The 26,057-nt window shown below is 29.8% G+C and carries 22 protein-coding genes; 17 read left to right on the forward strand and 5 right to left on the reverse strand.

All coding sequences use genetic code 11. The annotated features are described in order from the left end of the window. Positions 1-32: 32 nt before the first annotated feature. The 3 genes from LXD69_RS09105 to LXD69_RS09115 form a co-directional block, all read right to left on the reverse strand. Positions 33-806, reverse strand: coding sequence for a carboxypeptidase-like regulatory domain-containing protein (locus tag LXD69_RS09105; protein WP_045967655.1), 774 nt, complete (start codon positions 804-806; stop codon positions 33-35). 180 nt (positions 807-986) lie between these two features. Continuing rightward, positions 987-1,316 carry a hypothetical protein gene (locus LXD69_RS09110; protein ID WP_246914744.1) on the reverse strand — a complete coding sequence of 110 codons (330 nt, stop codon included), beginning with the start codon at positions 1,314-1,316 and terminating at the stop codon, positions 987-989. Between the two features lie 76 nt (positions 1,317-1,392). Next, complete coding sequence (locus tag LXD69_RS09115; protein WP_246914746.1) at positions 1,393-1,824, reverse strand: hypothetical protein; 432 nt, start codon at positions 1,822-1,824, stop codon at positions 1,393-1,395. Positions 1,825-1,964: 140 nt separating this feature from the next. Between LXD69_RS09115 and LXD69_RS09120 the strand changes: the two genes are divergently transcribed. The 4 genes from LXD69_RS09120 (at position 1,965) to LXD69_RS09135 (ending at position 5,346) form a co-directional block, all read left to right on the forward strand. Continuing rightward, the gene (locus tag LXD69_RS09120) at positions 1,965-2,330 is read left to right on the forward strand and encodes a hypothetical protein (protein WP_246914749.1); all 366 of its coding nucleotides are present in this window, start codon (positions 1,965-1,967) and stop codon (positions 2,328-2,330) included. Between the two features lie 168 nt (positions 2,331-2,498). After that, on the forward strand, positions 2,499-3,281 hold the full coding sequence (locus tag LXD69_RS09125; protein WP_246914751.1) for an MbnP family protein: 783 nt from the start codon (positions 2,499-2,501) through the stop codon (positions 3,279-3,281). A gap of 57 nt (positions 3,282-3,338) precedes the next feature. Next, the gene (locus tag LXD69_RS09130; protein ID WP_045967663.1) at positions 3,339-4,382 is read left to right on the forward strand and encodes a cytochrome-c peroxidase; all 1,044 of its coding nucleotides are present in this window, start codon (positions 3,339-3,341) and stop codon (positions 4,380-4,382) included. Between the two features lie 4 nt (positions 4,383-4,386). After that, a complete protein-coding gene (locus LXD69_RS09135) occupies positions 4,387-5,346 on the forward strand; it encodes a transporter (RefSeq protein WP_246914754.1) in 960 nt (319 codons plus the stop codon). A gap of 57 nt (positions 5,347-5,403) precedes the next feature. On the opposite strand, the gene lysS is transcribed toward LXD69_RS09135, so the two are convergent. After that, the gene (gene lysS, locus LXD69_RS09140; protein WP_246914756.1) at positions 5,404-7,101 is read right to left on the reverse strand and encodes a lysine--tRNA ligase; all 1,698 of its coding nucleotides are present in this window, start codon (positions 7,099-7,101) and stop codon (positions 5,404-5,406) included. 232 nt (positions 7,102-7,333) lie between these two features. Between lysS and lipB the strand changes: the two genes are divergently transcribed. Continuing rightward, a complete protein-coding gene (gene lipB / locus LXD69_RS09145) occupies positions 7,334-8,050 on the forward strand; it encodes a lipoyl(octanoyl) transferase LipB (RefSeq protein WP_235270888.1) in 717 nt (238 codons plus the stop codon). Here lipB and LXD69_RS09150 read toward each other — a convergent pair. Continuing rightward, positions 8,045-8,704 (reverse strand): ribonuclease HII, encoded by a 660-nt coding sequence (locus LXD69_RS09150; protein ID WP_246914758.1) that lies wholly within the window; start codon positions 8,702-8,704, stop codon positions 8,045-8,047. The genes lipB and LXD69_RS09150 overlap by 6 nt on opposite strands. Positions 8,705-8,821: 117 nt before the next feature. Here LXD69_RS09150 and LXD69_RS09155 point away from each other — a divergent pair, with 117 nt between their 5' ends. The 12 genes from LXD69_RS09155 to LXD69_RS09210 all read left to right on the forward strand — a co-directional run bounded on the left by LXD69_RS09155 (position 8,822) and on the right by LXD69_RS09210 (position 25,848). Continuing rightward, positions 8,822-10,726, forward strand: a complete 1,905-nt coding sequence (locus LXD69_RS09155) for a S8 family serine peptidase (RefSeq protein ID WP_246914761.1) — start codon at positions 8,822-8,824, stop codon at positions 10,724-10,726. Between the two features lie 447 nt (positions 10,727-11,173). After that, positions 11,174-14,125, forward strand: coding sequence for a SusC/RagA family TonB-linked outer membrane protein (locus LXD69_RS09160; RefSeq protein WP_246914764.1), 2,952 nt, complete (start codon positions 11,174-11,176; stop codon positions 14,123-14,125). A 15-nt stretch (positions 14,126-14,140) separates the two neighbouring features. Beyond that, a complete protein-coding gene (locus LXD69_RS09165) occupies positions 14,141-15,550 on the forward strand; it encodes a RagB/SusD family nutrient uptake outer membrane protein (protein WP_246914767.1) in 1,410 nt (469 codons plus the stop codon). Positions 15,551-15,645: 95 nt separating this feature from the next. Then, on the forward strand, positions 15,646-16,476 hold the full coding sequence (locus tag LXD69_RS09170) for a hypothetical protein (protein ID WP_246914770.1): 831 nt from the start codon (positions 15,646-15,648) through the stop codon (positions 16,474-16,476). Positions 16,477-16,581: 105 nt separating this feature from the next. After that, positions 16,582-18,513 carry a putative porin gene (locus LXD69_RS09175; RefSeq protein ID WP_246914773.1) on the forward strand — a complete coding sequence of 644 codons (1,932 nt, stop codon included), beginning with the start codon at positions 16,582-16,584 and terminating at the stop codon, positions 18,511-18,513. A 168-nt stretch (positions 18,514-18,681) separates the two neighbouring features. Further along, a complete protein-coding gene (locus LXD69_RS09180; protein ID WP_246914776.1) occupies positions 18,682-20,043 on the forward strand; it encodes a pyridoxal-phosphate dependent enzyme in 1,362 nt (453 codons plus the stop codon). Positions 20,044-20,146: 103 nt separating this feature from the next. Then, positions 20,147-21,415 (forward strand): DUF2851 family protein, encoded by a 1,269-nt coding sequence (locus tag LXD69_RS09185; RefSeq protein ID WP_246914779.1) that lies wholly within the window; start codon positions 20,147-20,149, stop codon positions 21,413-21,415. 34 nt (positions 21,416-21,449) lie between these two features. After that, positions 21,450-21,668, forward strand: coding sequence for a PspC domain-containing protein (locus LXD69_RS09190; RefSeq protein WP_235270890.1), 219 nt, complete (start codon positions 21,450-21,452; stop codon positions 21,666-21,668). Positions 21,669-21,751: 83 nt separating this feature from the next. After that, entirely contained in the window at positions 21,752-23,566 is a 1,815-nt protein-coding gene (locus LXD69_RS09195) for a sodium-dependent transporter (RefSeq protein WP_246914782.1), read from the forward strand. A gap of 2 nt (positions 23,567-23,568) precedes the next feature. Next, positions 23,569-23,727: a hypothetical protein gene (locus LXD69_RS09200; RefSeq protein ID WP_200894129.1), complete on the forward strand. Its 159-nt coding sequence runs from the start codon at positions 23,569-23,571 to the stop codon at positions 23,725-23,727. A 41-nt stretch (positions 23,728-23,768) separates the two neighbouring features. Continuing rightward, positions 23,769-24,638 carry a helix-hairpin-helix domain-containing protein gene (locus LXD69_RS09205; RefSeq protein ID WP_246914785.1) on the forward strand — a complete coding sequence of 290 codons (870 nt, stop codon included), beginning with the start codon at positions 23,769-23,771 and terminating at the stop codon, positions 24,636-24,638. A 37-nt stretch (positions 24,639-24,675) separates the two neighbouring features. Continuing rightward, positions 24,676-25,848, forward strand: coding sequence for an acyl-CoA dehydrogenase family protein (locus LXD69_RS09210; protein ID WP_246914788.1), 1,173 nt, complete (start codon positions 24,676-24,678; stop codon positions 25,846-25,848). Positions 25,849-26,057: the final 209 nt, after the last annotated feature.

Here is a 26,057-nt window from a genome sequence, read left to right on the forward strand (position 1 = left end):
AACACGAATTATTATTTTCTGTTTTCCAAAAATTATTTGTTTTTCTTTAGAATTTTATATTCTTCATAGCAAGAACTAATAGCTTCAAGAATTTGTAAATCATTAGCCGATTTTATAAAATATTCCGAATAATTACAGTTTTGAAGAATAAGAGGAATATCGTCTTTGTCTATTTCTAAAAGTGCAGCAAGAGTTTCTCTATCAAATTTTGTTGAAAGTAATTCACGTACAGTATCATCTTTTTTCATTTCTCTAAGTTTTCTCATTTGTTTTGGTCTTTTACCAAAAGCATTATAGAGAAAATCAGCAGGATTGAAAATGGCACCTAAAACTTTTGTAACAGCACTTGGCGATTTGTCTCCAGCTTCATAACCCGCATCAAGGCCAGAAATACTGTATCTATAGGTGTTTTCATCAACAGGAATAAGTTTTGTATCAACTTCAACATAACCTGTTAAATTATATTTAGAAATAATCACTTCCTCAAGCGCATACGCTTTTTCTGTAAGTGTAATTTTTGAAGATTTATTTTTTACCCAGTCATTGGTAACTTTTACTTTTAAAGTTTCAAATCCTAAATAAGAGAATAACAAAGTGTCATTTATTTTTGCATTGATTTCAAAATAACCATTTCCATCACTTATAGTTCCACTTACTTTTGTAGTGTTTATAACGTGTACGTTGTTTATTGGTAACTTTGTTTCATTATGAACAACTGTCCCATGAAGAGTTGTTGTCAAAGTATCATTTTGGCTAAATGCCAAATTAGATAGTAATGCAAAAAGTAAAATTGTAAAATATCTCATGCGGTAATTATTGATTCAAAAATACAAATCAAAAATAGATATTTACTTGTTTTTTCTTTTTTTATAAGAAAATTAACGAATAAAATATTTAGTCTCAGATATTAAGTTTTGATTATGGTTCTTTTAGAATTGATTAAGGATTTAAATTCATAAAAAAGTCCTGCATTTGCAGGACTTTTTTTAATGAGTTAACTTTTTGAAAAGTTTTGGATTAGTATTCAATTTTTTTAATTTATCTGGAGTAATTGATGCTTCAATACTCGCTTTTACTGATTTTGATATAACAGCTTTGCGCTCCTCGTTTGTACTTTTTGAAAGTTCATCATGCTTATAATAAAATAACCTATAGAAATCGCTTAATTCAGTATCGCCTAATTCTAGGTATTCAGTAATCTCTTTAGCATCACTTTTAGCTAATAAAGCAATCTCTTCTCTTACTTCTTCTTGTTGAGCAAATGAACTCATAGTGAAAGCAAAGAATAAAACCACAAAAGCAAATATTTTTTTCATTTTTTAAAGGATTTGTAATTATTAACCACCAAATCTATATTATTTTTAGTTCTAATCCAAAAAATATCTTAAATTTTTACTTTTCATCTTTATCGCTTTTTATTCGTTTAGCATGTTTTTTCGCTTTATTTGATCGTTTTTTTTTATTGTTTTCCCATTTTTCCATTTGAGCAGGAGTTAATATGTTTTTTAATTTACTCTTCATTTCAATTTGGTTGTCCAAAGCTTTGTTTTTCATTTCAAATCGCTCATCGCTAGATAATTTTTCTCCTTTTTCTTTACGCATTTTTAATTCATTTCTTTTCGCTTCTCTTTTTTTAGCTTGTTCCAAGAAAATAGGTTTAATCTCTTTTTGCTGCTTTTCTGTTAAGTCTAAATCTAATGTCATTTTTTTTACATGAAGTTCAGCCATTTTTTCAGAATCCATTCTTTCTTTTCTGTTCTCTTTTGATTGAGAAAATGCTAATGTGCTAACTAGTATAACTAGTGTTAGAAATACTTTTTTCATAATTATTATTTTTTAATGATTTAATTATTAGATAGATAATTTTTAAAAAAGTTTAATTGATAATCCATAAAAAAATAAAATTGAAATTAATCAGTTAGTTTTTCTATTCTCGTTTGTATATTTGCATTGTGAGAAAAACAATGTTCATTTTAGCATTATTTATACTGGTGAAACCGGTAATTCCAGTATTGGATTATATTGTTAATTATGAATATATTGCAACTGAACTTTGTGAAAATGTTGCAAAACCAGAACTTAACTGTAATGGTAAGTGTCATTTAACAAAAGAACTCGCAAAAGCTTCAGAATCTGAAAAACCAATTTCATCAGACAAAAAACAAACAACACATCAAGAAATTGAATTGCTGTTTTGTAAAGAAATTGACGAGTTAAATGTTATGTTTAACTTTAGTTTTTTAGATAAAATAAAGCAAACTTTCTATCAAGATTTGTACAAATCGGTTGCTTTATATTCAATATTTCATCCTCCTATTTTTATTTCTTAAAGTTTTACGAAAAGAATAATCCTTTAGAATGTTTAATTAGGCTTGTTCTTAAAAGCGTTATTAAATTAATTCAATTTTTGAGTTAGTTAGGATTCTTATGTCCAAAATTGTTTGAAGAATTTTTTAATCAAACACATCAACTTTAATAAAAAATAAAAATAGATTATAATGAAATTTCAATTTAAAAACATAATAGCTTTATTGTCAGTATTCTTAGTGTTAACTTCATGTTCTAATGATGATGAGGTTGTAAATAAAGAGAGTATAGGAAGTATAAAATTAGAATTTGATCAAATATATAACGATGCAAATTTTGCAGCAAACACACCTTATACAAATTCAAACGGAGAAGTTATTAAAGTTACAAAAGCAAAATATATTGTTAGTAATGTGCAATTAACAAAAGAAGATGGTTCTATCTATACAGTTCCTAAGAGCGAGAGTTATTTTCTTATAGATGAGCTAACACCAGCAACAACTTTAGTTCAAATTCCAAATATTCCAGTAGGAAATTATACAAAAGTAACCTTTGGAATAGGAGTAGATGAAGAGCAATTTAATTTAGGAGCAACAGGACAAGGCAATTTTTTAGAAATAGCGCAAACTGCAGGAATGATGTGGTCTTGGAGTGCAGGATATAAGTTTGTTGCTTTTGAAGGAACTTTTACATCTACAACAGTAATTTCTGATACTCAATTTAAAGTGCATACAGGAAAAACGGGTGATAATTATAATTACACGGCTGTAACATTAGATTTGCCTGATAATGCTTTAGTAAGAGAAAATATTGTTCCTCAAGTACATATTATGACTGATTTATCTCAATTAATTGATGGAACTAATAAAATAAATCTTTCAGAACAAGCAACCATAATGGGAGGGAATAAACTAGCTTTAATTACGGCTAATATTTCAAATATGTTTGAAGTACATCATGTTCACAATGACTAAATAATTATAAAAGCTGTTGGTTCTTATCAACAGCTTTTATTTAAAAATGATAAAAAAATGAAAGCAAAATATATAATATTGCTCTTTTTTCCTATTCTTTTTAGTTGTTCAAGCGAAAGTAATGATGATGAATATCAAAATATACCTATAGCGTTTCAAGTTCCAGATAATTTTCCACCTTTATCTTATGATTTATCCAATAATCCATTGACAGAAAAAGGATTTGAATTAGGAAAGAAACTATTTTATGAAGGTCGTTTGGCTTCAGATGGAATCGTTTCATGTGGATTTTGTCATATTCAAGAAGATGCATTTACGCATCATGGGCATACCTTTAGTCATGGAGTAGGAGATAATATAGGAACTCGAAATACACCACCTATACAGAATTTAGCTTTTCAAAGTGCTTATATGTGGGATGGAGCAACAACACATTTAGATTTACAACCAATAATTCCATTAACTAGTGAAATAGAAATGAATGGGAATTTTGCAGATGCTGTAAGTATGATGAAAGCAGATGCTCAATATCAAAAACTATTTAAACAAGCTTTCCCAGATGGAGAAATTAATTCGGAAAATATGCTAAAAGCTTTGGGGCAATTCATGGTTATGGTAACATCTTCCAATTCTAAATTTGATAAATTCAGAAGAAATGAAGAAGGAGGAGTATTAACAAACGATGAGCTAGAAGGATATAATCTATTTAATCAAAAATGTGCTTCTTGTCATGCAACAGATATGTTTACTGATAATTCATACAGAAATAATGGTTTAGCTATAAATCCAGTTATTAATGATGTAGGAAGGTATAGAGTTACAGAGTTAGAGCAGGATAAATACAAATTTAAAGTGCCAAGTTTAAGAAATATTGAAAAAACAGCACCTTATATGCATGATGGACGCTTTTTTACTTTAGAAGCAGTTTTAAATCATTATAATTCTGGAGTGGTTAATTCTACAACATTAGATGCTTCTTTAAATGAAAATGGAACATTAGGAATTCCATTAACAAATATAGAAAAAACACAACTTATTGCATTTTTAAAAACACTAACAGACTATGAATACTTAACAGATAGTCGCTTTTCAGAATATTAAAAAAATGAAGAAAATAATAATAATTTTTGTACTTATCTTTCAATTTGGTTTTGCTAAAGAGAAAGATACGCTTTCGATAGAAAATCCATTTTTAAAACACCATATTCAGTTTGAAAAATATGATTTTTGCGATGCTTGTGGTTGTTCTGCAAGCGGAGGAAGTATGGGTTTTGCTTCTATGTTAAACACTAATTTTGTAGGGATTCGCTATTTTAATCAATCTTATGAAAGTAATGATGGTTTATATAGTAATTCTCCTTGGTACAAAGAAGATTTTAATACAGTTCAACTTTGGGCAAGAATTCCAGTGATAAAAAACGTGCAAGTTTCAACTTTAATTCCGTATCATTTCCATTCTAGAGAAAGAGCTGTTGGAAGACAAAATATAGATGGTTTAGGAGATATCACAGTTTTAGCGATGTATCAACTTTATGAAACTAAAAAAGATAGTACTTCTTTTGTACATTCTTTGCAAATTGGAACAGGAGTAAAAATACCAACAGGAACGTTTGATGAAACAAACTCAGGAGCAGTAAATCCAAGTTTTCAAGTAGGAACAGGAAGTTGGGATTATCTTTTAGCAACAGAATATGTAATTAAACATAAACAATTTGGGTTAAATTCTATGCTAAATTATGTGATTAAGACGGAAAATGATAAGAATTATCGTTTTGGTAATCAATTAAACTATGCAAGTACGTTGTTTTATTGGTATGAAGCATCAAAATTCGTTATTGCACCACAAATAGGAATTGCAGGAGAAGTATATGCAGATAATTATCAGCATAATCAAAAACTTAGAAATACGGCTGGAGATATTTTATTTAGTAAAATTGGTTTTGAAGTAGGAAAAGATCAATTTTCTTTTGGAGCTAATGCTATGTTGCCTATAAATCAAAATCTTACTGGCGGAAATGTAAAAGCAAATTATCGTTGGAGTGTGAATTTGAATTATAGTTTGTAATATAAAAAAGGAGCTTTTAAAAGCTCCTTTTTTTAAATTTTTGATTAGAGGAATTAATTATTTCCCTAAATATTCAGCAATTTTAGCATCGCCATCTACTTTAATTTTCATTAAACCATGCTTAGTGATTCCTTTGCTTGCAGCATCCCATTTTTTGCCACTTAATTCCGATTTTATTTTTAAATCGCCAATAGCAATTCCTTCATTAGCTTTTAAAATTTCTATGATATGTTTTTCATCTTCTGTTAATTCAGGTCCTTTTTTCTCAGGACGCATTTGAGGAAAGAATAAAACTTCTTGTATTGATGCATTATTAGTTAAAAACATCATTAATCTATCCATTCCAATTCCTAATCCAGATGTTGGAGGCATACCATATTCTAAAGCACGTAGGAAATCTTCATCAATAATTCCATTTGCTTCATCATCACCTTTCTCAGCAAGAGCCATTTGATTTTCAAAACGTTCTCTTTGATCAATAGGGTCGTTTAACTCAGAATAAGCATTTGCGATTTCTTTTCCACAAACCATTAATTCAAAACGCTCAGTTAAATCAGGATTATCTCTGTGTTCTTTACATAATGGAGACATTTCTTTTGGATAATCTGTAATGAATGTTGGTTGGATAAAATTTCCTTCACATTTTTCACCAAAAATTTCATCAATTAATTTTCCTTTACCCATAGTTTCATCTACCTGAATTCCCATAGATTTAGCTGCTTCAAATAATTCAGCTTCGGTTTTTCCAGTAATATCAAAACCTGTAAATTGTTTAATAGCATCAGTCATGGTCACACGAGCATAAGGTGCTTTGAAATTCACATTTTTATCTCCAAAAACTACTTCAGTTGTTCCATTTACTTGTAAAGCACAATGTTCTAATAAATTCTCTGTAAATTCCATCATCCAGTTGTAATCTTTGTAAGCTACATAGATCTCCATTGCTGTGAATTCTGGATTATGTGTTCTATCCATTCCTTCATTACGGAAATTTTTTGAGAATTCATAAACACCATCAAAGCCACCTACAATTAATCTTTTTAGGTATAATTCGTTAGCAATCCTCATGTATAATGGGATGTCTAAACTGTTATGATGTGTTATAAAAGGTCTTGCTGCTGCTCCGCCAGCAATTGATTGTAAAACAGGTGTTTCAACCTCCATATAGCCTGCTTCATTAAAGAAAGAGCGCATAGCGTTAAATAATTTTGTTCGCTTTTTAAATACCTCTTTTACTTGTGGATTTACAACCAAATCTACATAACGCATTCTGTATCTCAATTCTGGATCAACAAAAGCATCAAAAACCTGACCTTCGTCATCTGTTTTTGGTAGAGGTAATGGACGTAATGTTTTGCTTAGAAAAGTTATATTTTCCACGCGAATACATTTTGCTCCTACTTTTGTAGTAAACAATTCTCCTTCAATACCTATAAAATCGCCTAAATCGGTTAGTTTTTTAAAAACCTGATTGTATAACGTTTTGTCCTCACCTTCACAAATAATATCTCTATTTAAATACAATTGGATTCTTCCTTCACTATCTTGTAGTTCAGCAAAAGCAGCTTTACCTTGATCGCGAACACTCATTAATCTTCCAGCAACTACAACCTTTTTATTTTCTTCAAAAGTTTCCTTAATCTGTTTCGAAGTATGATTCACAGGGAATAAGTCCGCAGGATAAGGGTTGATGCCAAGTTCACGTAAAGCTTTAAGCTTTTCTCTTCTAATGATTTCTTGTTCTGAAAGTTGCATATAATTAATATATTAATTGTAATTAAGCGAGCAAAGATAATAGATTTTGTTACAAGATTCAAGTTTAGAGTTTCAATATTAAGGATTTTTGTAGCGAATAGTTTGGATGTTCTTGCTTTCCGTTTTCCTGCCTTGCATTTTATCTTTTTTTTCAAAAAAGGATGCCATTTCTGTCAGGGCTAAAAAGGAAAGTATTCGTATATTTGCAATACTAATTTTCAATACACTCATTGTGATTCAAAATAAAAAAATACAACTGCAAGATCTAGGATATAAAGATTATCAAGAGGTTTGGGATTATCAAGAAGAATTATTTAAAGGAATTATTGATGTAAAAGTTAGAAACCGAAGGGAAGAAGCAAATCTTCAAACTCCTAATTATTTTCTTTTCGTAGAGCATCCACATGTATATACATTAGGAAAAAGTGGGGATTTATCAAACTTATTACTTTCAGAAAAACAATTAGAAGCAAAAGGAGCTACTTTTTATAAGATAAATAGAGGAGGAGATATAACATATCATGGACCAGGTCAAATAGTAGGTTATCCTATTTTGGATTTAGAAAATTTTTTTACTGATATACATAAGTATTTGCGCTTTTTAGAAGAAGCTATAATTTTAACATTAGCGGAATATGATATAATAGGAACTCGAAGTGAAGGAGAAACAGGAGTATGGCTAGATGTAGGAACTCCGTTTGCAAGGAAAATTTGCGCTATGGGAGTTCGCGCAAGTCGTTGGGTAACTATGCATGGATTTGCATTAAATGTTAATGCAGATTTAGGTTTTTTTGATAATATTATTCCGTGTGGTATAAAAGGAAAAGCGGTTACTTCAATGCATGCTGAATTAAATGCTCAAATAGATGAAAATTTAGTAAAAGAGAAAGTTGTAAAGCATTTTTCAGAACTATTTGAAGCGGAATTTAGTAGTTATAAAGGTTTATAAATCTAAAGTTAATTGTTCGGGTAATAATTTAAAACTTATTCTATGATATTTTGTGGGACCATATTTTTTTATGGCTTCACGATGTTCTTTTGTAGGGTATCCTTTGTTTTTTTTCCAATTATACATTGGAAATTCTTCATGAATTTTATCCATATATTCATCTCTATATGTTTTTGCTAAAACAGAAGCAGCTGCAATACTTAAATATTTAGAGTCACCTTTTATTATGCTTTCATTAGGAATTTTTTTTAAAAAATCAATTTCTTCAAGTGTGAATTTTTTACCATGAGTATTCTTTAGGTTTAATTTTGAGAAAATAGCCCTGTTCCCGTCTACAATAATGTATTCTGGAGTCGTTTTTAATTTTAAAATAGATTCTTGCATTGCTTTCATTGAAGCATTCAATATATTTATTTCGTCAATTTCCTCATTATAGATATGTGTAAAAGAAAAAGCTAAAGCTTCTTCTTCTATAATTGGTTTTAATTTAAATCTATTTTTTTCTGATAGCTGCTTGGAATCGTTTAGTAAAACCGATTTGAATTCTATAGGAAGAATTACAGCAGCAGCAGTTACCGGGCCAGCGAGGCAACCTCTCCCAGCTTCATCTGTTCCACATTCAAAAGTAAAAGATGTATGTCGATTGATTAACATTTTTTTTTTGCAAAAATATAATTTTTACGCAACCTTTTTGCGGTTTTAACATCTATAAAGTGTAATATTTGTTGGAGTATATTTATTATTTTATATTTTTGTTGAAAATTATAAGAGATGAAAAAAAATATTACGTTATTGACTTGCTTGCTTTTGAATCTTATATCTTATTCGCAAACACTGAAACAAAGATCTGAGATAGTTTCTAATTATGACTTGGAAAAGTTAGATGATTTAAAAAAAAGACTCACAGAGAGAAATCTTAGAAATAAAGAAATTGTAAGAAATAAAGTTGCAAGATTAGGTATTAAAGAGAGCTTTGTAGATGATAAAGGGAGTTATTATGAGTTGATGTATTTTGATGGAGATTTTCCAATTTATTATATGACACATAATGCTGGTTCTGCTGTTACGGCGAGAGTTGATGCTATTAATACAGGAGGAAGTGAAGGATTGGATTTAAATGGTCAAAATATGATTGTTGGTGTTTGGGATGGAGGTCCTATACGTAGAACTCATTTGGATTTAGGGAGTAATCGAGTAGTTTGGAAAGATAATCAAGTGTTTTCTGTTTCAGATGAAGAAACTTCTCATGCGGTTCACGTGGCAGGGACTATAATTTCTTCTGGTCAAAATAATCCAGCAGCAAAAGGGCTTGCTTATGAGGCTCAGGTATGGGGTAATACGTTTGCTAATGATGAACCAGAAATAATTAGTCAGGTCTCTGAGGGTTTGATACTTTCAAATCATTCTTATGGTATTCCTGCAACAGATGCGCCAACTTATTATCTAGGAGCGTATATTTCACAGTCAAAAGAATGGGATGATATACATTTTAATGCGCCTTATTATCAAGCTGTGCTTTCTGCCGGTAATGATAGAGGAAAAGCAGTGGATACAAAAGGAGGAAGAGACTTGTTGGTAGGAAATAAGAATTCAAAAAACACAATTGTTGTAGCAGCAGTAGGTCAGGTTAATAATTATACCGATGCGAGCTCGGTTGTTATGAGTTCTTTTAGTAGTTGGGGGCCAACAGATGATTATAGGATAAAACCAGATATTTCTGCTAAAGGTGTTAATGTGTTGTCTTTGGATTCGGATTCAGACATTGATTATGGAACTAAGAGCGGAACATCAATGGCTTCTCCAGCTGTTACTGCTGTTTTGACATTGTTTCAACAACATTATAATAATTTGTATCAAAATTTTATGAGAGCCTCAACATTAAAAGCTGTTATGATAAACTCTGCGGATGAAGCAGGTGATTTTGAAGGACCAGATTATAAGTTTGGATGGGGATTGATAAATGCAAAAAAAGGGGTTGAAGTTATAACTAATAAAAATAATGGAGGGGCTATAATTGAAGAGTTGAATTTGTTAAATGGGCAAACTTTTACTAAGGATATAACTTATGATGGTTCATCTCCATTAAGAATTACTGTTGTGTGGACTGATCCATCGGGTTCTATTAATACGGGTGTGGTTGATCAAACGACTTCAAGATTAGTTAATGATTTAGATGTTAGGGTTGTTAAAGGAGCTGAAATTAATTATCCATGGGTTTTAAATAGTTATTTTGTGCAAAGTGGAGCAATAAGAGATGATAATCCTTATGATAATGTGGAATCAGTCGATGTTTTAAATCCTTCTGGTGACTATCAGATAGTTGTTTCTCATAAAGGGAATCTTGTAGGTGGAAGTCAGAATTTTTCTTTGGTTGTTTCTGGTGTAAATCAGGTTTTAAGTACTCCAAAGAATGATATTTCTGTATTAGGGTTTCAGGTATATCCAAACCCATTATTAAATGATGTTTTGAATTTAAAATTAAATTCTAGAAATTTAGATGGGTTAAATCAGGTTTTGATTTTAGATATGCAAGCTAGAGTTGTTAAACAGTTCTTGGACTTTGATATTATAAATAATAATGTACAGTTTAATGTGTCTGATTTAGTTAAAGGGGTCTATTTTGTAGGAATAAATGTTGATGGTAAAATGTATTACGAGAAAATGATTAAAAATTAACTCTTTGGAAGTGAAAAGTTAATCTCTTAAAGTTATGTTAAGGTTTCAAACAAAAAGGACAGTATAAATATTTATACTGTCCTTTTTGTTTGAAACAGTGTTGGGTGTTTTTCAAGTTAATATTTTTGGGTTTGTTGAAGAGGAGTAGTTTTTTAAGAGTATACGTGAAGATGAATGGCTGTTGGAATTAAGTTTGTTTAATTTTTGTGTTAATTTTTTATGTGGATTGGTGTTTTTTGCGCTGTAATAATATGAAAAATTTTATTTTGTAATGTTTATTTGTTAGTTATTTTAAAGGTTGTTCTTCTCTATTTTGTTTATTATCAGCTGGTTGTTTTGTAGAGTTGTGTTAAAAAAGGTATTATTTTTTCAGTATGATGTGTAAAATTTGGATTATTAAAAAAAAATCATCAAATTTGTCTATTAACTAACTCAAAAAAATTAAATATGAGATCAAAATTTAAATGGATTTCTACGCTTATTTTGGCGATTTTTATTCAATTCTCTTTTTCGCAAGAAAAAGAAATAAGAGGTACTGTGTCCGATGAATTAGGTCCGATTCCTGGAGCTAATGTTGTGGTTAAGGGTACTTCAAGAGGGGTTACTGCAGATTTTGATGGTAACTATTCTATTAAGGCTTCACAAGGTGATGTTTTAGTTTTTAGCTTTGTAGGTAAGAAGACTCTTACTGTACAAGTTGGACAATCTTCTCAGTATAATGTAACATTAGAAGATGATGTAATTAAAGGGAACGAAGTTGTTGTTAGTGGTTATTTTTCTGAGACTCGAGGGAAAGTAACGGGATCTATCTCAACTATTAAGGCTGAAACAATTGAAAATGTTCCATTAGGGTCTTTCGATCAAATTTTACAAGGGCAAGCACCTGGTATAACTGTTCAGTCTGGTTCTGGTCAGCCTGGTAGAGCGGCTAAAGTTAGAATTAGAGGTACATCTTCGATAAATGGAGGTAATAATCCTTTATATATTTTAGATGGTGTGCCAATTTCAGCAGGTGATTTTGCATCTTTAAACGCAAATGATTTTGAAAATGTATCTGTTTTAAAAGATGCTTCTTCAACATCTATATACGGTTCTAGAGCTTCTGGGGGTGTAATTGTAATTACTAGTAAAAAAGGTAAATTTAATGAAGATACTCAATTTACGTATCGTTCACAAATTGGATTTACTCAAATCGGGAAGCCAAACTTTGAAATGATGGATTCGTTTCAGTTGTTAAATTTCCAAAGATTAATAGGAAGTGGATTAGGAGCAGGAAAAACAGATGCAGAAATTGCAGAAATTGCAAAAGTTAATACGGATTGGGCTGATGTATTCTTCAGAACAGGAAAAACAACTTCTCATGAATTAAGTGTTAGAGGTGGTTCAGAGAAGACACGTTTTTATAACTCTTTAAGCTATTTTGAACAAGAAGGTATTGCTGAAAGATCTGATTTACAGCGATTTACTTTTAGGTCAAATATGGAGAATAAAGCTTCTGATAAAACAACATTAGGGTATAATATTTCGCTTAATTTTTCAAAGCAAAATGAGATTGATAGTGAAGGTGCTGTTGCTCTTCAAAATCCTTATGCTGCGGCTTATTTAGGTTCTCCTTATCATCCTGTATATAATGCGGATGGTTCTTATGCTGTAGGTCCAGGACGTGTTGGTCCTAATGCTTATGAGAATTTAGTTGAAAATCAGAGATATCGTAATCAGATTAAGGTTGTTGGTTCTGTTTATGGAGAGAGAGAATTAGCTAGAAATTTAAAAGCTAGAGTTGATTTTGGTGTTGATTTTACGAATAATTATACAGTAAGATCAGCTGACCCAGCTACACAATCAGGTATTAGTACTACCCCTGGAAATAGAGGTTTTTATAGACAAGATAATGATTATTTTGCTAAATTTAATACAACTTCAAGGTTAGTTTATTCTAATACTTTTGCTGAAAAGCATGATTTTGAAGCTAGTGTCTTTTTAGAATATATTAAGGAGCATTTTAAATCAGGTGGATTTACTGGTTATGGTATAAATCCTTCACTGGTTGGATATCCTTCAGGTATAACAACTGGTTCAACGGCTAATGGATTAATTCCTGCAACTAGAGGTACTGACGTTGAAAATGGTTTGTTGTCGTATTTTGGAGTTGTTAAGTATGGTTATGATGATAGATATAAATTAGATTTGTCTTTTAGACGTGATGCGTCAAATAGATTTTCTGATGCAAACAAATGGGGAACTTTCTGGTCAGTAGGTTCAAGTTGGAATATTCACCGTGAAGCGTTTATGGAAAATAATAGTTTATTTCAAGAATTACGTTTACGTGTAAGTTATGGTACAACAGGAAATCAACAAGGTATTAATTCATTTCAACAGTTTGCTACTTGGGGAGGAACTGGTTTTGCTTATGGAGGTGCTTCAGGTATAGGTCAAACATCAATTCCAAACCCTCAATTACAATGGGAAGAAGGAACAAAAGCTAATATAGGTGTTGATTTTGCTATTTTTAATAGAAGGTTAACAGGTACTGTTGAGTATTACAATAATACTACAGATAAATTATTTATTCAACAAACTCTTCCTTTAGAATCTGGTTTAGGAGTATTAGATGTTAATGCTGGTAAAATGAGTAATAAAGGTTTTGATGTTAATTTAGAAGGTTTCATAGTTAGAAATGATAACTTGTCTTTTAGTCTTTATGGTAATTTCAATTATAATAAAAATAATATCGAAAGCTTAGGTCAAGTATCTGAGTTTGTTTTAGGAACTTCAATTGTTAGAGAGGGTCTTCCTTTTGGATCTCATTTTGCAGTTGGATGGGCAGGTGTTAATCCAGCAAATGGTGAGCCATTATACTATGATTCAAATGGTAATGTAACTAATAATTTCTCAGATGATAATGCTACAGCTAATTGGGGAACTTATGAGCCTGTTTATTCAGGAGGTTTTGGTCATAGATTAAGTTATAAAGGTTTTGATTTTTCTACACTTTTTACTTTTGCGGGTGATTATTTTAGATACAATAATCAAACATTCTTCCAAGAGAATCCAAATTTTGCTCAGTATAATTTGTCAACAGCAATGTTAAATATGTGGCAAAATCCTGGCGATATTACAGAGATTCAAAGTTATCAATATAATAGAGAGTTTTCTTCAAAAGATATTGAAGATGCATCTTATTTAAGATTTAGAAATGTTCAAGTAGGATATTCTTTTTCTAAGAAAGCTTTATCAGGAATTAAGTATATTGATAATATAAGAATTTATGCTCAAGCACAAAATTTAGCTACATGGACTAAGTTTACTGGGTTTGATCCTGAAGATGATAATAATATTGCACAATATGAATATCCTACACCAAGAATTTATACTTTCGGTGTTGATGTTAAATTTTAAAAAAAATATATAGTTATGAAGAAAATTAAAAATTTATTTCTTTCAGCTGTAATTCTAACTTCATTGTTTTCATGTGAAGATGCATATAGAATTGATCCAGCGGATGAGATTACAGATCAGAATGCCATTGTTAATATGGATGATCTTGGAAGAGCTGTTTTGGGAGTATATTCAAGAGTAGGGACTAGGATTGATGGTGATAATTTTATCGCTTGGTCAGCTTATTTTACTGATGAATGTAAAAAACCTCAAAGTAATAGAGGACAAGGAGTTCAAGTTCATACATGGTCGATTAATAGTGGTACTAATGAAGCAGAAAAGTATTATGGTGATCTTTATGCTTCAATTAATAGAGCAAATACAGTTTTAGAAAAAATTGATGCTGTTCCTGCTACAACTACTGCGGATGTAAATTTGAAGGAGAAATATAAAGCTGAATTAAAAGTAATTAGAGCTATGGCTCATTTTGATTTAATGCGTTTCTTTTCAAAGTCATATGATCCTTCTTCTTTAGCAACAACAATTGTAGATCATGTAATTGTATTTGAAACTCTTCCTAGAAATACAGTTGGAGAAGTTACTGCATTTGTTAATAATGAATTAGCTGATGCTTATGATGTTTTGGAAATGTATGGTAGTAATGCTGATGTAACAAGGGTTACACCTTTAGCAGTTCAAGCTTTAAGAGCAAGAGTTGCTTTGTATACTAAAGATTATGCTTCAGCAGTTACATATTCTCAAGAAGTTATTGATGGAATTCCTCTTGCAGCTAATCCAACAGAATATACAGATATTTGGACAGATGCAAGTAATGCTGAAATTGTATTTAAACTAAAAAGAGTTACTGGAAATAACCAAGTAGGAAGACTTTTTACAGACTCTAATGGGGATGTTTTTTATGAAGTTTCAAATGGATTGTTTCAAACATTTGATGCTAATGATGTAAGATCTTTTACACTTACTCAATCTGGTGGAGCAGATCGTAGAGTTGGTAAATATGTTGGCCCATCTTCAGATTTCGGTTTGGCAGATATTAAAGTATTAAGAGTTGCGGAAATGTATCTTATTAATGCAGAAGCTCATGTTTTAAAAGCTGCTCCTGATTTTGCAGCTGCGGAATTAGCTATTAATACGCTTAGACAAAGTAGAAGAATAACTCCTTCGGCTTTACCAGATGTTGCTTTTTCTGACGAAGCGGATGCAATTGATAAAATTTTACTTGAAAGAAGAAAAGAATTAGCATTTGAAGGGCATAGATTTTTTGACCTTAAAAGATTTAATTTAGGAGTTGATAGACTTGCATCTGATGTTTTATTAAATGATTTTGCAGAAGATTTAGCTCCTGGGGATCACAGATTTACATTGCCAATTCCACAGCAAGCTATTTTCTCAAATGGGACATTGATTCAAAATCCAGGATATTAAAAAAATCCTAATCTATTAACCAATCAAAAATAAACATAGTTAGTAGCCACCAACCAACCAATCACTGGCTACTAACTAAATTAAAAATTTTAATTATGAAAAAAAAAATATTAATATTATTAGTTGTTGCTACATTTGGTGTATTTTACTCTTGTAGCGATGCAGATCCAGAATTGTATAGTGATGGTGCAGTAGCATATTTTACCGCTGGAACGTCAAGTAAATTTCCAGTAAAGGAAGAAGATGTAACAGGATCTTTGAAAAAAGTTAGAGTAGGAGTTACTACAGTTGCTAATGTAGATCGTGAATTTCAAATCGAAGTTTTGCCTGATGACAATCTTAATGATGATGTTAATTATGCATCTCCAAGTCAATATTCAATAGTTTCTTCTTCATTAGTTATACCTGCTGGGTCTTATGTTGGTGATATTGAAATTATTTCTGAGTATGCATCGTTACCTGAAAATGAAGAAATTCTTTTAAAGTTGAAATTAAACTCAGTAGATAGTGGTGTTGTTTTGGAAAGGATGAATACCTATACATTAACTTTATTTCGTTCATGTTTAATTCCTGATTTTCCATTAAGCTATAATGCTGTTCCTTTTGCATTTGGAGTAAATGGGCCTGCTTTTGCTTCAACTTTTGTACCTGTTGAAAATGTAGAGAACACATATTCAGTAGCTTCAGGTTGGGGCCCTAATTTTGTTGCTTGGGCAGCAAATGAGTCTAGCCTTGAAGGGGAATATGTTTATTCAGGGACATTAATTATTAATTGTGATAATTCTGTTGTTTATATAGGAAATGATGCGTGGGCAACAGGAGGGACAGGTAGCTATAATCCAAATACTGGAGTTATAACAGTTTTATTAACACAAGAGTTGTTTACAGATCCGTTTACAGTTACTACTACATTTACTCCAAATTAATTATTTTTAATAAATAGTAAATTTTTATAAAAAAAAGACCTACAGAAATGTAGGTCTTTTTTTATTCACTATTTTCTCATTACATTTGCTCATATTTATAATATAATGAAAAACCTATTTTTTTTATTTTTAATATTATCTTCGTCATTTACTTTTTCACAAAAGAATGTATCAAAAACAGAGAATAATATTATAAAGAAAGATACTCTAAAAGTACTAAAACCTTTGAATATAGCTGATATAGATGAGAAACCATCTATAGAGTTGTATAAAATTTATACTCTTGATAGAGATACTACATTTTTAGATACAACTTTGTCAATTCAAAAAGAATATAAATATAATTTACTAAGAAAAGATATTTTTGGATTAATAGCGTTTGCTAATGAAGGGCATACATATAATACATTAGATTATTCTTTAGTTAAGAAATCAATTCACCCATCAATGGGTTTTTCAGCAAAACATTTTAATTATTTAGAAATAGAAGATATTAAATATTATAATGTTCCAACACCTTTGTCTGATTTGTATTTTAAAACGGTAATGGAGCAAGGGCAATCAGTTGACGCTTTTTTGACAGTAAATACAAAACCTAATTTAAATTTTTCTATTGCTTATAAAGGATTGCGATCAAATGGAAAATATATAAATAACATATCAAGTTCTGGAAATTTCAGATTCACTACGAGTTATTTTACAAAAGATAAACGATATATATTAAATGCCCATTTTACAGGGCAAGACATTTCAAATCAAGAAAATGGAGGAATCAAAGATATAAATCTATTTGAAGAGAGTGAAAATCCATATAATGAAAGGGAAAGAATCGATGTTTATTTTAGAAACGCAACATCACTTTTAAAAGGAAATCGATTTCTTATTGACCATTCATTCAAATTGAATAAAAACAATCCAAATAGTTTAATTTTTACTCATCAATTTAATCACGAGTATAAGTTTTTCAATTATACACAATTAACAGCAGATAAGAGGTTTGGAGATTTTTATTCTGGTTCAATAAATAATAAAACAAGATATAATCATTTATATAATAAATTAGGAGTTGGCTTTACAACTAAAAAGTATGGAGATGTTTCCTTCTTCGTAGAAGATAATACATACAATTATTTTTATAAAAGTATTGTTTTTGATAATATAGGAAATACGTTAGTCCCTAATGCAATTAATGAAAGAATAACTTCTATAGGAGGAAATTATACATATTATGTAAATAAATTAAAGGCCAATTTGTTAATTTCAAATGCAATTACAGATCAATCTGTTTCAAATATTGAAGCAACGCTAAATTATAAATTAAATGAGGATTATCAATTTGTTTTTAAATATCAAAAGTTAAATAGTTTACCAAATCTTAATTACACATTATATCAAAGTAACTATGTAGATTATAATTGGGCAAATAATTTTAAAAATGAAAAGAAAAATCAATTTCATTTCTCAGCATTAACAAAATGGATAAATCTTGAAGCACAATATTCAATTTTAGACGATTATCTATATTTCGATAATATCACAAATAATATTGATACACTTACAGTAAAACCTTTTCAAAATAATAAAACTATAAATTATACGTCTATTAAAGTATCAAAAGAAATTAAATTTTGGAAACTAGCATTAGACAATACTTTTTTATATCAAAATGTAGAAAACTCAGACAAAACGCTAAATGTTCCACAATTTGTAACAAGAAATTCACTTTATTTTTCAGAACATATATTCAAAAAAGCCATGTTTATTCAAACAGGAATTATTTTCAATTATTTTACAGAATATTATGCTAACGACTATAACCCATTATTGGGAGAATTTTATGTCCAAAATGAAAGAAAAATTGGAGGATTTCCTATGTTTGATTTCTTTATAAACGCAAAAGTTCGTCAAACAAGAATATTTCTAAAAGCTGAGCATTTTAATTCAGCTTGGACAGGATACAATTTTTATTCAGCACCAAACTACCCGTACAGAGATTTTATTGTTCGATTTGGATTAGTTTGGAATTTTTTCAAATAAAAAACGAATCAAAAGGAATTTTTGTAATCCATTTTCCTGCTTTTCCTTGTAGTTTTTGGTTTTTATAAACAGAAAAGCTGCCAGTACAATCAGGGTTAAATTATAAACTCTCTCTAATTTTTGTATTCATAATATTCACATTATCTTTGCATTTACAAAATTTAAAAAATGAAATACGCAAAAAATATATTAGAAACTATTGGAAATACACCGTTAGTAAAAATAAATAAACTTACTAAAGAAATCGACGCATTAGTTCTAGCAAAAGTAGAAACCTTTAATCCAGGAAATTCTGTAAAAGACAGAATGGCTGTTAAAATGATTGAAGATGCGGAAGCAGACGGAAGATTAAAACCAGGCGGAACCATAATTGAAGGAACATCAGGAAACACAGGAATGGGATTAGCACTTGCCGCAATTGTGAAAGGATATAAGTTAATTTGTGTTATTTCAGATAAGCAATCAAAAGAAAAAATGGATATTCTTCGTGCTGTTGGAGCAAGAGTAGTAGTATGTCCAACAGATGTTGAACCAACAGATCCACGTTCTTATTACTCGGTTTCAAAACGTTTAGCAACTGAAACTGAAAACGCATGGTATGTAAATCAATACGATAACCCAAGTAATGCAATTGCACATTACGAACAAACTGCACCAGAGATTTGGGAACAAACTGAAGGAAAAATTACACATTTTGTAGTAGGAGTAGGAACAGGTGGAACTATTTCTGGAGTTGCAAAATATCTTAAAGAGAAAAATCCAAACGTGAAAATATGGGGAATAGATACCTATGGTTCAGTATTTAAAAAATATCATGAAACAGGAATTTTTGATGAAAATGAAATTTATTCTTATATAACAGAAGGAATTGGAGAAGATATTTTACCTAAAAACGTTGATTTTTCACTAATTGATGGTTTTACAAAAGTAACAGATAAAGATGCAGCAGTTTATACAAGAAAACTAGCATTAGAAGAAGGGATATTTGTAGGGAACTCAGCAGGAGCAGCTATAAAAGGGTTATTACAGTTAAAAGAACATTTTAAACCAGAAGATGTTGTAGTGGTTTTATTTCACGATTCAGGAAGTAGATATGTCGGAAAAATGTTTAATGATGATTGGATGAGAGAAAGAGGATTCTTAGAAGAAGAAGTAACAAAAGCATTAGATTTAATTAAAGATCATCAAGATAAGCCATTAGTAATTGTACGAACAGAAGAATTAGTATCTCATGCAATTGAAAGACTAAAAAAATATAAAATTTCTCAAATTCCAGTTATAGATACAACAGGTTTTGTAGGAAGCATTGATGAAACAGATTTGTTTAGAAGTTATGTTGAAGATAAAAATATAGCAGATAAACCAATAAAAGATATTATGGGTAAACCATATCCAATTGTTAAAGCTTCAACTTCAATGGAAGAAATTTCTAAATTAATAAATAAAGATAATCAAGCCGTTTTAGTAGAATTAGAAAACGGAAAACATCATATTGTTACTAAACATGATATTATAAGTTCAATAAAATAATTGAGCCATTTAAAAAAACCTGCAAATCATAAACTTGTAGGTTTTTTTATTTTGTATATATTTGTACTTTATTATAAGCCAATTAATTAGTACAAGCCATATTATGAAAGAAGACTTCTTACATTATATTTGGTTACATAAAAAAGTCAATGTAACTCAATTATACACTACGAAAGGAGAAAAAATAGAAATTCTCCATTTTGGACATTATTTACAAACTTCAGGTCCAGATTTTTTTAATTCAAAAATAATTATAGATAATCAGCAATGGGCTGGAAATATTGAAATTCATGTAAAATCATCAGATTGGTATTTACATAATCATCAAAAAGATGAAAATTATGATAATGTAATTTTACATATAGTATGGGAACACGATATCGAAGTTTTTAGAAAAGACAATTCAGAAATCCCTGTTTTAGAATTAAAGGAATGTGTTTCAAAGACTGAAGTTGTTAAATATGAAAATTTAATAAAGACCAAAACATGGATCAATTGTGAAAATCAAATTACAACAATTGATGATTTTATATTCGATAACTGGAAAGAAAGATTATTTTTTGAACGATTAGAGAGAAAATCAAATGAAGTATTGCAGTTACTTAGTGAAACAAAAAACGACTGGGAAGCAGTACTTTTTTGCATGCTAGCAAAAAACTTTGGATTAAATACAAATGGAGAGGCTTTTCTTAAAATTGCAAAATCGATTCCTTTTTCTACAATTAGAAAAGAAAGAATCTCTGTTGAAAACCTAGAGGCATTATTATTTGGGTATTCAAATTTATTAGAAGAAAACTATGAAGACGAATATTATATAAAAATAGTATCAAAGTGGGAATATCTTCAAAATAAATATGCTTTAGAAAAAATATTTTTAGAGCCATTACAGTTTTATAAGCTTCGGCCAGATAATTTTCCAACAATTCGTTTAGCTCAATTAGCCAGTTTATATAGTACAATTGATAATGTTTTTTCAAAATGTATAAATTTAAATGATAAAGATAAATTCTATAGGCTATTCTCATTTGAAACAAATAATTATTGGAAAGATCATTACAATTTTGATAAAAAAAATAGCACAAAAAGAAAGCTGCTGTCAAGAAATTTTATAGATTTAATAATCATAAATACGATAATTCCTTTGAAATTTACTTATGATTATTATATAGGTAAAGACAATATAGAATCAATATTAAGTCTAATAAAACAAATTCAACCAGAAAAAAACGCTATAATAAATAAATTTAATAGTTTTAAAATTAAAGCAAATGATGCTTTTGATTCGCAAAGTTTATTACAATTGAAAAACGAATATTGTAGTAAAAACAAATGTTTACACTGTAGAATAGGACTAAAATTGATTAAAAATTAATATGTATATTTGAAAAGTTTAAATAGAATTTTTAATGTATAAAATACTTCATTTTTTCGAAAAACATGGCTTTTTTGTAGCAACAAGATTAGCCGATAAATTAGGTATCAGAGCAACAAATGTTCGACTTTTTTTTATATACATATCTTTTGTAACCGCAGGCTTAGGTTTCGGGTTTTATTTAACACTAGCGTTTTTATTGAAATTAAAAGATATGATTTATACAAAAAGATCATCTGTGTTTGATTTATAGTAAACAATTATCAAAAAATTAACTTTTCTTTGTTTTTTCGATACTTTTCTTATCTTTGAGAAATTAACAACCAATTATATAGTATGTCAACAAAAGCAGATTCTTGGGGTTCGCGAGTCGGACTCATTCTGGCAATGGCTGGAAATGCTGTAGGACTTGGAAACTTTTTACGTTTTCCAGTTCAAGCAGTTCAAAATGGAGGAGGAGCCTTTATTATTCCATATTTAATATGTTTTTTAGTAATGGGTATTCCATTATTATTTATTGAATGGTCTACAGGAAGATACGGTGGCAAATTTGGAAATCATAGTACGCCATATATTCTAAATACTATGGGTAAAAGCCGAGTTTGGAAGTATATTGGAGTGTTTGGAATCTTTACTAATATTGCTGTTGCAGCCTATTATTGTTATATTGAATCATGGACAATGTCTTATGTGTATCATTCCATTGTAGGAACGTTTAAAGATATGAGTCAAGCGGATGTTGCAGGATTCTTTAACTCTTATGTTGATGTTGCTCATTCTACAACAGGTATTCCTTATGAAGCCGTAATATTTTACATTGTTTGTTTACTTTTAAATACATATATATTATCTAAAGGATTAAGTGGAATTGAAAAAGTAGCCAAAATTGGTATGCCTTTGTTAATAACATTTGGTGTTATTTTAGCAATTAGAGGATTAACATTAGGAACAAGTGGAGCTTCAGATATTTTTCCAGAAGCTAATGCTTGGGATGGTCTTAATTTCTTATGGACGCCACAATTTGATTCATTATCTAATCCAAAAGTTTGGTTAGCAGCAGCGGGTCAAATATTTTTCACACTTTCAGTAGGTATGGGTACAATTCATTGTTATGCTGCATATTTGAAAGAAAAAGATGACGTGGCCTTAAATGCAGTCTCGGCAGGTTTTATGAATGAATTTGTTGAAGTTGTATTAGGTAGTTTAATAGTTGTTCCAATTGCTGCAGGTTATTTAGGGTTGGATTGGGTTATTCAGAACGCAGGTTTTGGAATGGCGTTTCAAACTATGCCATATTTATTTCAACAATGGGGAGATGTTTTATCAATATTTGCAGGAGTCTTTTGGTTTGGTCTATTGTTCTTTGCAGGGATTACCTCTTCGTTAGCAATGGGTACGCCATGGATGGGATTTATGCGAGATGAATTTAATTGGAGTAAAAATAAAGGAGCTTGGTCATTTGGTGCCTTAGCTTTAACAATGGGACTTCCAACAGTTATTTTTTATAATCAAGGATTATTTGATCAATATGACTATTGGGCAGGAACGGTAAGTTTGGTTGTTTTTGCATTCTTAGAAACAATTTTATTTTCTTATATTTTTGGAATTAAGAAAGGTTGGGTAGAAATTAATAAAGGAGCAGATATTAAATTACCAGGTTTCTATAAATATATTATCCTGATTGTTACTCCAGCTTTATTAGGTTGGGTATTAGTGTCAAGTATTCCTGATTGGGTTGATAAAGTAAAAGATTCAGACACTCATAATAAAGAATGGTTTTCAGATGCATATTATGCGGAAAATTTTGAAAGTACTGGAACTAAATCAGCAATTGTTGAGGAAGTAACTCCAACGGAAATAAAATTTACTTTTGAAAATGAGAAGAAAGTTTTTGATAAAGCAACAGAAAAAGTAAAAGTTGAGACATTTAAAGACACAAAAATATATACTTTCGATGCAAGTAAAAATCAAAAAACACTTGTACAAGTAGGAGATGCCATAAATCCAAAAGATAAAATTGCAACAGGAGACTTTACTAATAATACATTTTATAAATTTTTAGGAAGAATGTTATTGTTAATGTTGTTCTTGTTCATTTCAATAGTAGTGTATTTAGCTTATAAAAAACGAGTAAAAGAAGGGAGAGAATAATTATGAATACAACAGCATTAATAACAATGATTTGCGCACAAGGAATTGTGGTTTCATTTGCAGCATTTTTTTTCTATAAAGTTCTAACAATTCCACCAAAACAAGAACCAGATTCTTATAGTGAGAATGATGATGAATTAGTAAGAAAACAAGAAGAATAATATATTAAAGTTTTTCAGGTATAACTATTTTGAAAAAACAGATGGAAAAAATAAAATCCTACTTTCTATTTTCTAGAGAACATAGAAGTGGGATTTTTTCATTATTGATTTTGATTATAATTGTTCAAATAATTTATTATTTGATGAAAACAACTAATTATAGCAATGATAATTTAAATGAAACCGATGAAGAATGGCTCCTTGTTCAAGATGAAATAGACAGTATAAAAAAAAGTATTGTAGATGAAAAATATGAAATAAAACCTTTCAATCCGAATTTTATAACAGATTATAAAGGATATATGTTAGGAATGTCTATCGAAGAAATTGATAGATTACATGAGTATAGAAAATCAGGAAAATTTATTAATTCCTCAAAAGAATTTCAAGAAATTACTAAGATTTCAGATGAACTATTGATGAAGATGCAAGTGAATTTTAAGTTCCCTGATTGGGTAACTTCAAAGAAGAGTAATCCTATTTCATATACTAAACAAAATAAAGAAAAAATTGTTCCAATAGATTTAAATTTAGCAACAAAAGAACAGATAATGAAGATTTATGGTATTGGAGATAAAATTTCGGATATCATATTGAAAGAGAAAATGAAATTAGGAACTTTTGCTACAATTGATCAGTTGCAATTTATTTGGGGAATTACACCTGAAGTTTTTGAAGAATGTAAAACAGCATTTTTTGTGTCGCCCAATCAAAATTTAAATAAAATTAAAATAAATGAAGCTTCAATAAAAGAATTGGCAAAATTTCCATATTTTAATTATGCTTTTGCAAAAGAGATTGTTACTTATAGAAGTATGAATGGTGTTTTAAGTTCTATTGAAGATTTGGCAAAAATTAACAACTGTCCCTTAGAAAAATTAAAAATAATCGCCTTATATTTGGAATTCTAAAAAAATAGCTCATTTTAAAGAAATCAAATATAAATTCATGGATTCAATATATTTTACAGAAGAACATCAATTATTTAGATCAAGCTTACGCGATTTTTTGCATAAAGAAGTTGTGCCTCATATCGAAAAATGGGAAAAAACAGGAACAATCGAACGTTTTATTTGGAAAAAGTTTGGAGAAATGGGTTTTTTCGGGATACGATATCCTGAAGCATATGGAGGTTTAGGGTTGGATTTATTTTATACTGTTATCTTTTTAGAAGAACTCCAAAAAATAAAATCTGCTGGTTTTGCTGCGGCTATGTGGGCACATTCTTACTTAGCAATGACGCATTTAAATGCAGAAGGAGATGAACGAATTAAGCAAGACTATTTAGCTCCAAGTATTTCAGGTGATAAAATAGGTGCTTTATGTATTACAGAACCTTTTGGAGGTAGTGATGTTGCAGGAATGCGTACAATTGCCGTGAAAAAAGGAGATAAGTATGTTATTAATGGTTCTAAAACATTTATAACTAATGGTGTTTATGCTGATTACCTAGTTGTTGCAGCAAAGACCAGCCCTGATTTGGGAAATAAAGGAATTAGTATCTTTTTAGTAGATAGTAATACAGAAGGAGTATCTGCTACTAAACTAGATAAATTAGGATGGAGAGCTTCTGATACAGCAGAAATAGCATTTGATAATGTTGAAATTCCTATCGAAAATTTAATGGGTGAAGAAGGAAAAGGCTTTCCGTATATTATGCAGCATTTTGCTCTAGAACGTCTTATAATGGCTATTAATGCGCATGCAAGAGCAGAATATGCTATTGAATATACTATTGAATATATGTCTCAACGTGAGGCTTTTGGGAAAACAATTAATAAATTTCAAGCATTACGTCATACAATAGTGGAACATGCAACTGATGTTGAGCATTGTAAAATATTTAATTATGCTGCTGTAGCAAGATTGGATAAGGGTGAATATGTAGTAAAGGAGGCAACTATGGCCAAGTTAAAATCAACAAAAGTTGCTGATGAAACTATTTATAGCTGTTTGCAGATGTTAGGTGGTTATGGATATATGGAAGAATATCCGTTAGCACGCTTATTTAGAGATAGTCGTTTAGGACCTATTGGTGGTGGGACTTCAGAAATTCTTAAAGAAATCCTGTCAAAGATGATTATTGATAATCAAAATTATAAACCAGCCGTTAAATCATAGCTTTGTAAGCTTGTAAATACTACATTTTAGTTATATGGAAAAGAATTTTAAGTATAAACGCTTTTAAAAATTTATATTGATAAGTAAAGTGAGTATAGGGAAAATGGATGGTTTTTAGAAATTTGTTTATATTTGTAATTAATTGAGAAAGAAATATATGAGAGTGTGTTCTTTCCGATAAAAAAGACATAAGCTGTGAGTATCTTTAA

It is taken from the genome of Flavobacterium sediminilitoris (assembly GCF_023008245.1).
In the GTDB taxonomy this organism is placed as follows: Bacteria; Bacteroidota; Bacteroidia; order Flavobacteriales; family Flavobacteriaceae; genus Flavobacterium; species Flavobacterium sediminilitoris.

Bases quoted from the DNA above. Each gene is read 5' to 3' on its own strand.
- LXD69_RS09110 (WP_246914744.1), bottom strand. From the start codon at position 1,316: ATGAAAAAAATATTTGCTTTTGTGGTTTTATTCTTTGCTTTCACTATG.
- LXD69_RS09195 (WP_246914782.1), top strand. From the start codon at position 21,752: ATGTCAACAAAAGCAGATTCTTGGGGTTCGCGAGTCGGACTCATTCTG.
- LXD69_RS09105 (WP_045967655.1), bottom strand. From the start codon at position 806: ATGAGATATTTTACAATTTTACTTTTTGCATTACTATCTAATTTGGCA.
- LXD69_RS09155 (WP_246914761.1), top strand. From the start codon at position 8,822: ATGAAAAAAAATATTACGTTATTGACTTGCTTGCTTTTGAATCTTATA.
- LXD69_RS09130 (WP_045967663.1), top strand. From the start codon at position 3,339: ATGAAAGCAAAATATATAATATTGCTCTTTTTTCCTATTCTTTTTAGT.
- LXD69_RS09160 (WP_246914764.1), top strand. From the start codon at position 11,174: ATGAGATCAAAATTTAAATGGATTTCTACGCTTATTTTGGCGATTTTT.
- LXD69_RS09210 (WP_246914788.1), top strand. From the start codon at position 24,676: ATGGATTCAATATATTTTACAGAAGAACATCAATTATTTAGATCAAGC.
- LXD69_RS09190 (WP_235270890.1), top strand. From the start codon at position 21,450: ATGTATAAAATACTTCATTTTTTCGAAAAACATGGCTTTTTTGTAGCA.
- LXD69_RS09120 (WP_246914749.1), top strand. From the start codon at position 1,965: ATGTTCATTTTAGCATTATTTATACTGGTGAAACCGGTAATTCCAGTA.
- LXD69_RS09170 (WP_246914770.1), top strand. From the start codon at position 15,646: ATGAAAAAAAAAATATTAATATTATTAGTTGTTGCTACATTTGGTGTA.
- LXD69_RS09180 (WP_246914776.1), top strand. From the start codon at position 18,682: ATGAAATACGCAAAAAATATATTAGAAACTATTGGAAATACACCGTTA.
- LXD69_RS09115 (WP_246914746.1), bottom strand. From the start codon at position 1,824: ATGAAAAAAGTATTTCTAACACTAGTTATACTAGTTAGCACATTAGCA.
- LXD69_RS09205 (WP_246914785.1), top strand. From the start codon at position 23,769: ATGGAAAAAATAAAATCCTACTTTCTATTTTCTAGAGAACATAGAAGT.
- LXD69_RS09185 (WP_246914779.1), top strand. From the start codon at position 20,147: ATGAAAGAAGACTTCTTACATTATATTTGGTTACATAAAAAAGTCAAT.
- LXD69_RS09150 (WP_246914758.1), bottom strand. From the start codon at position 8,704: ATGTTAATCAATCGACATACATCTTTTACTTTTGAATGTGGAACAGAT.
- LXD69_RS09175 (WP_246914773.1), top strand. From the start codon at position 16,582: ATGAAAAACCTATTTTTTTTATTTTTAATATTATCTTCGTCATTTACT.
- LXD69_RS09135 (WP_246914754.1), top strand. From the start codon at position 4,387: ATGAAGAAAATAATAATAATTTTTGTACTTATCTTTCAATTTGGTTTT.
- LXD69_RS09200 (WP_200894129.1), top strand. From the start codon at position 23,569: ATGAATACAACAGCATTAATAACAATGATTTGCGCACAAGGAATTGTG.
- LXD69_RS09165 (WP_246914767.1), top strand. From the start codon at position 14,141: ATGAAGAAAATTAAAAATTTATTTCTTTCAGCTGTAATTCTAACTTCA.
- lysS (WP_246914756.1), bottom strand. From the start codon at position 7,101: ATGCAACTTTCAGAACAAGAAATCATTAGAAGAGAAAAGCTTAAAGCT.
- LXD69_RS09125 (WP_246914751.1), top strand. From the start codon at position 2,499: ATGAAATTTCAATTTAAAAACATAATAGCTTTATTGTCAGTATTCTTA.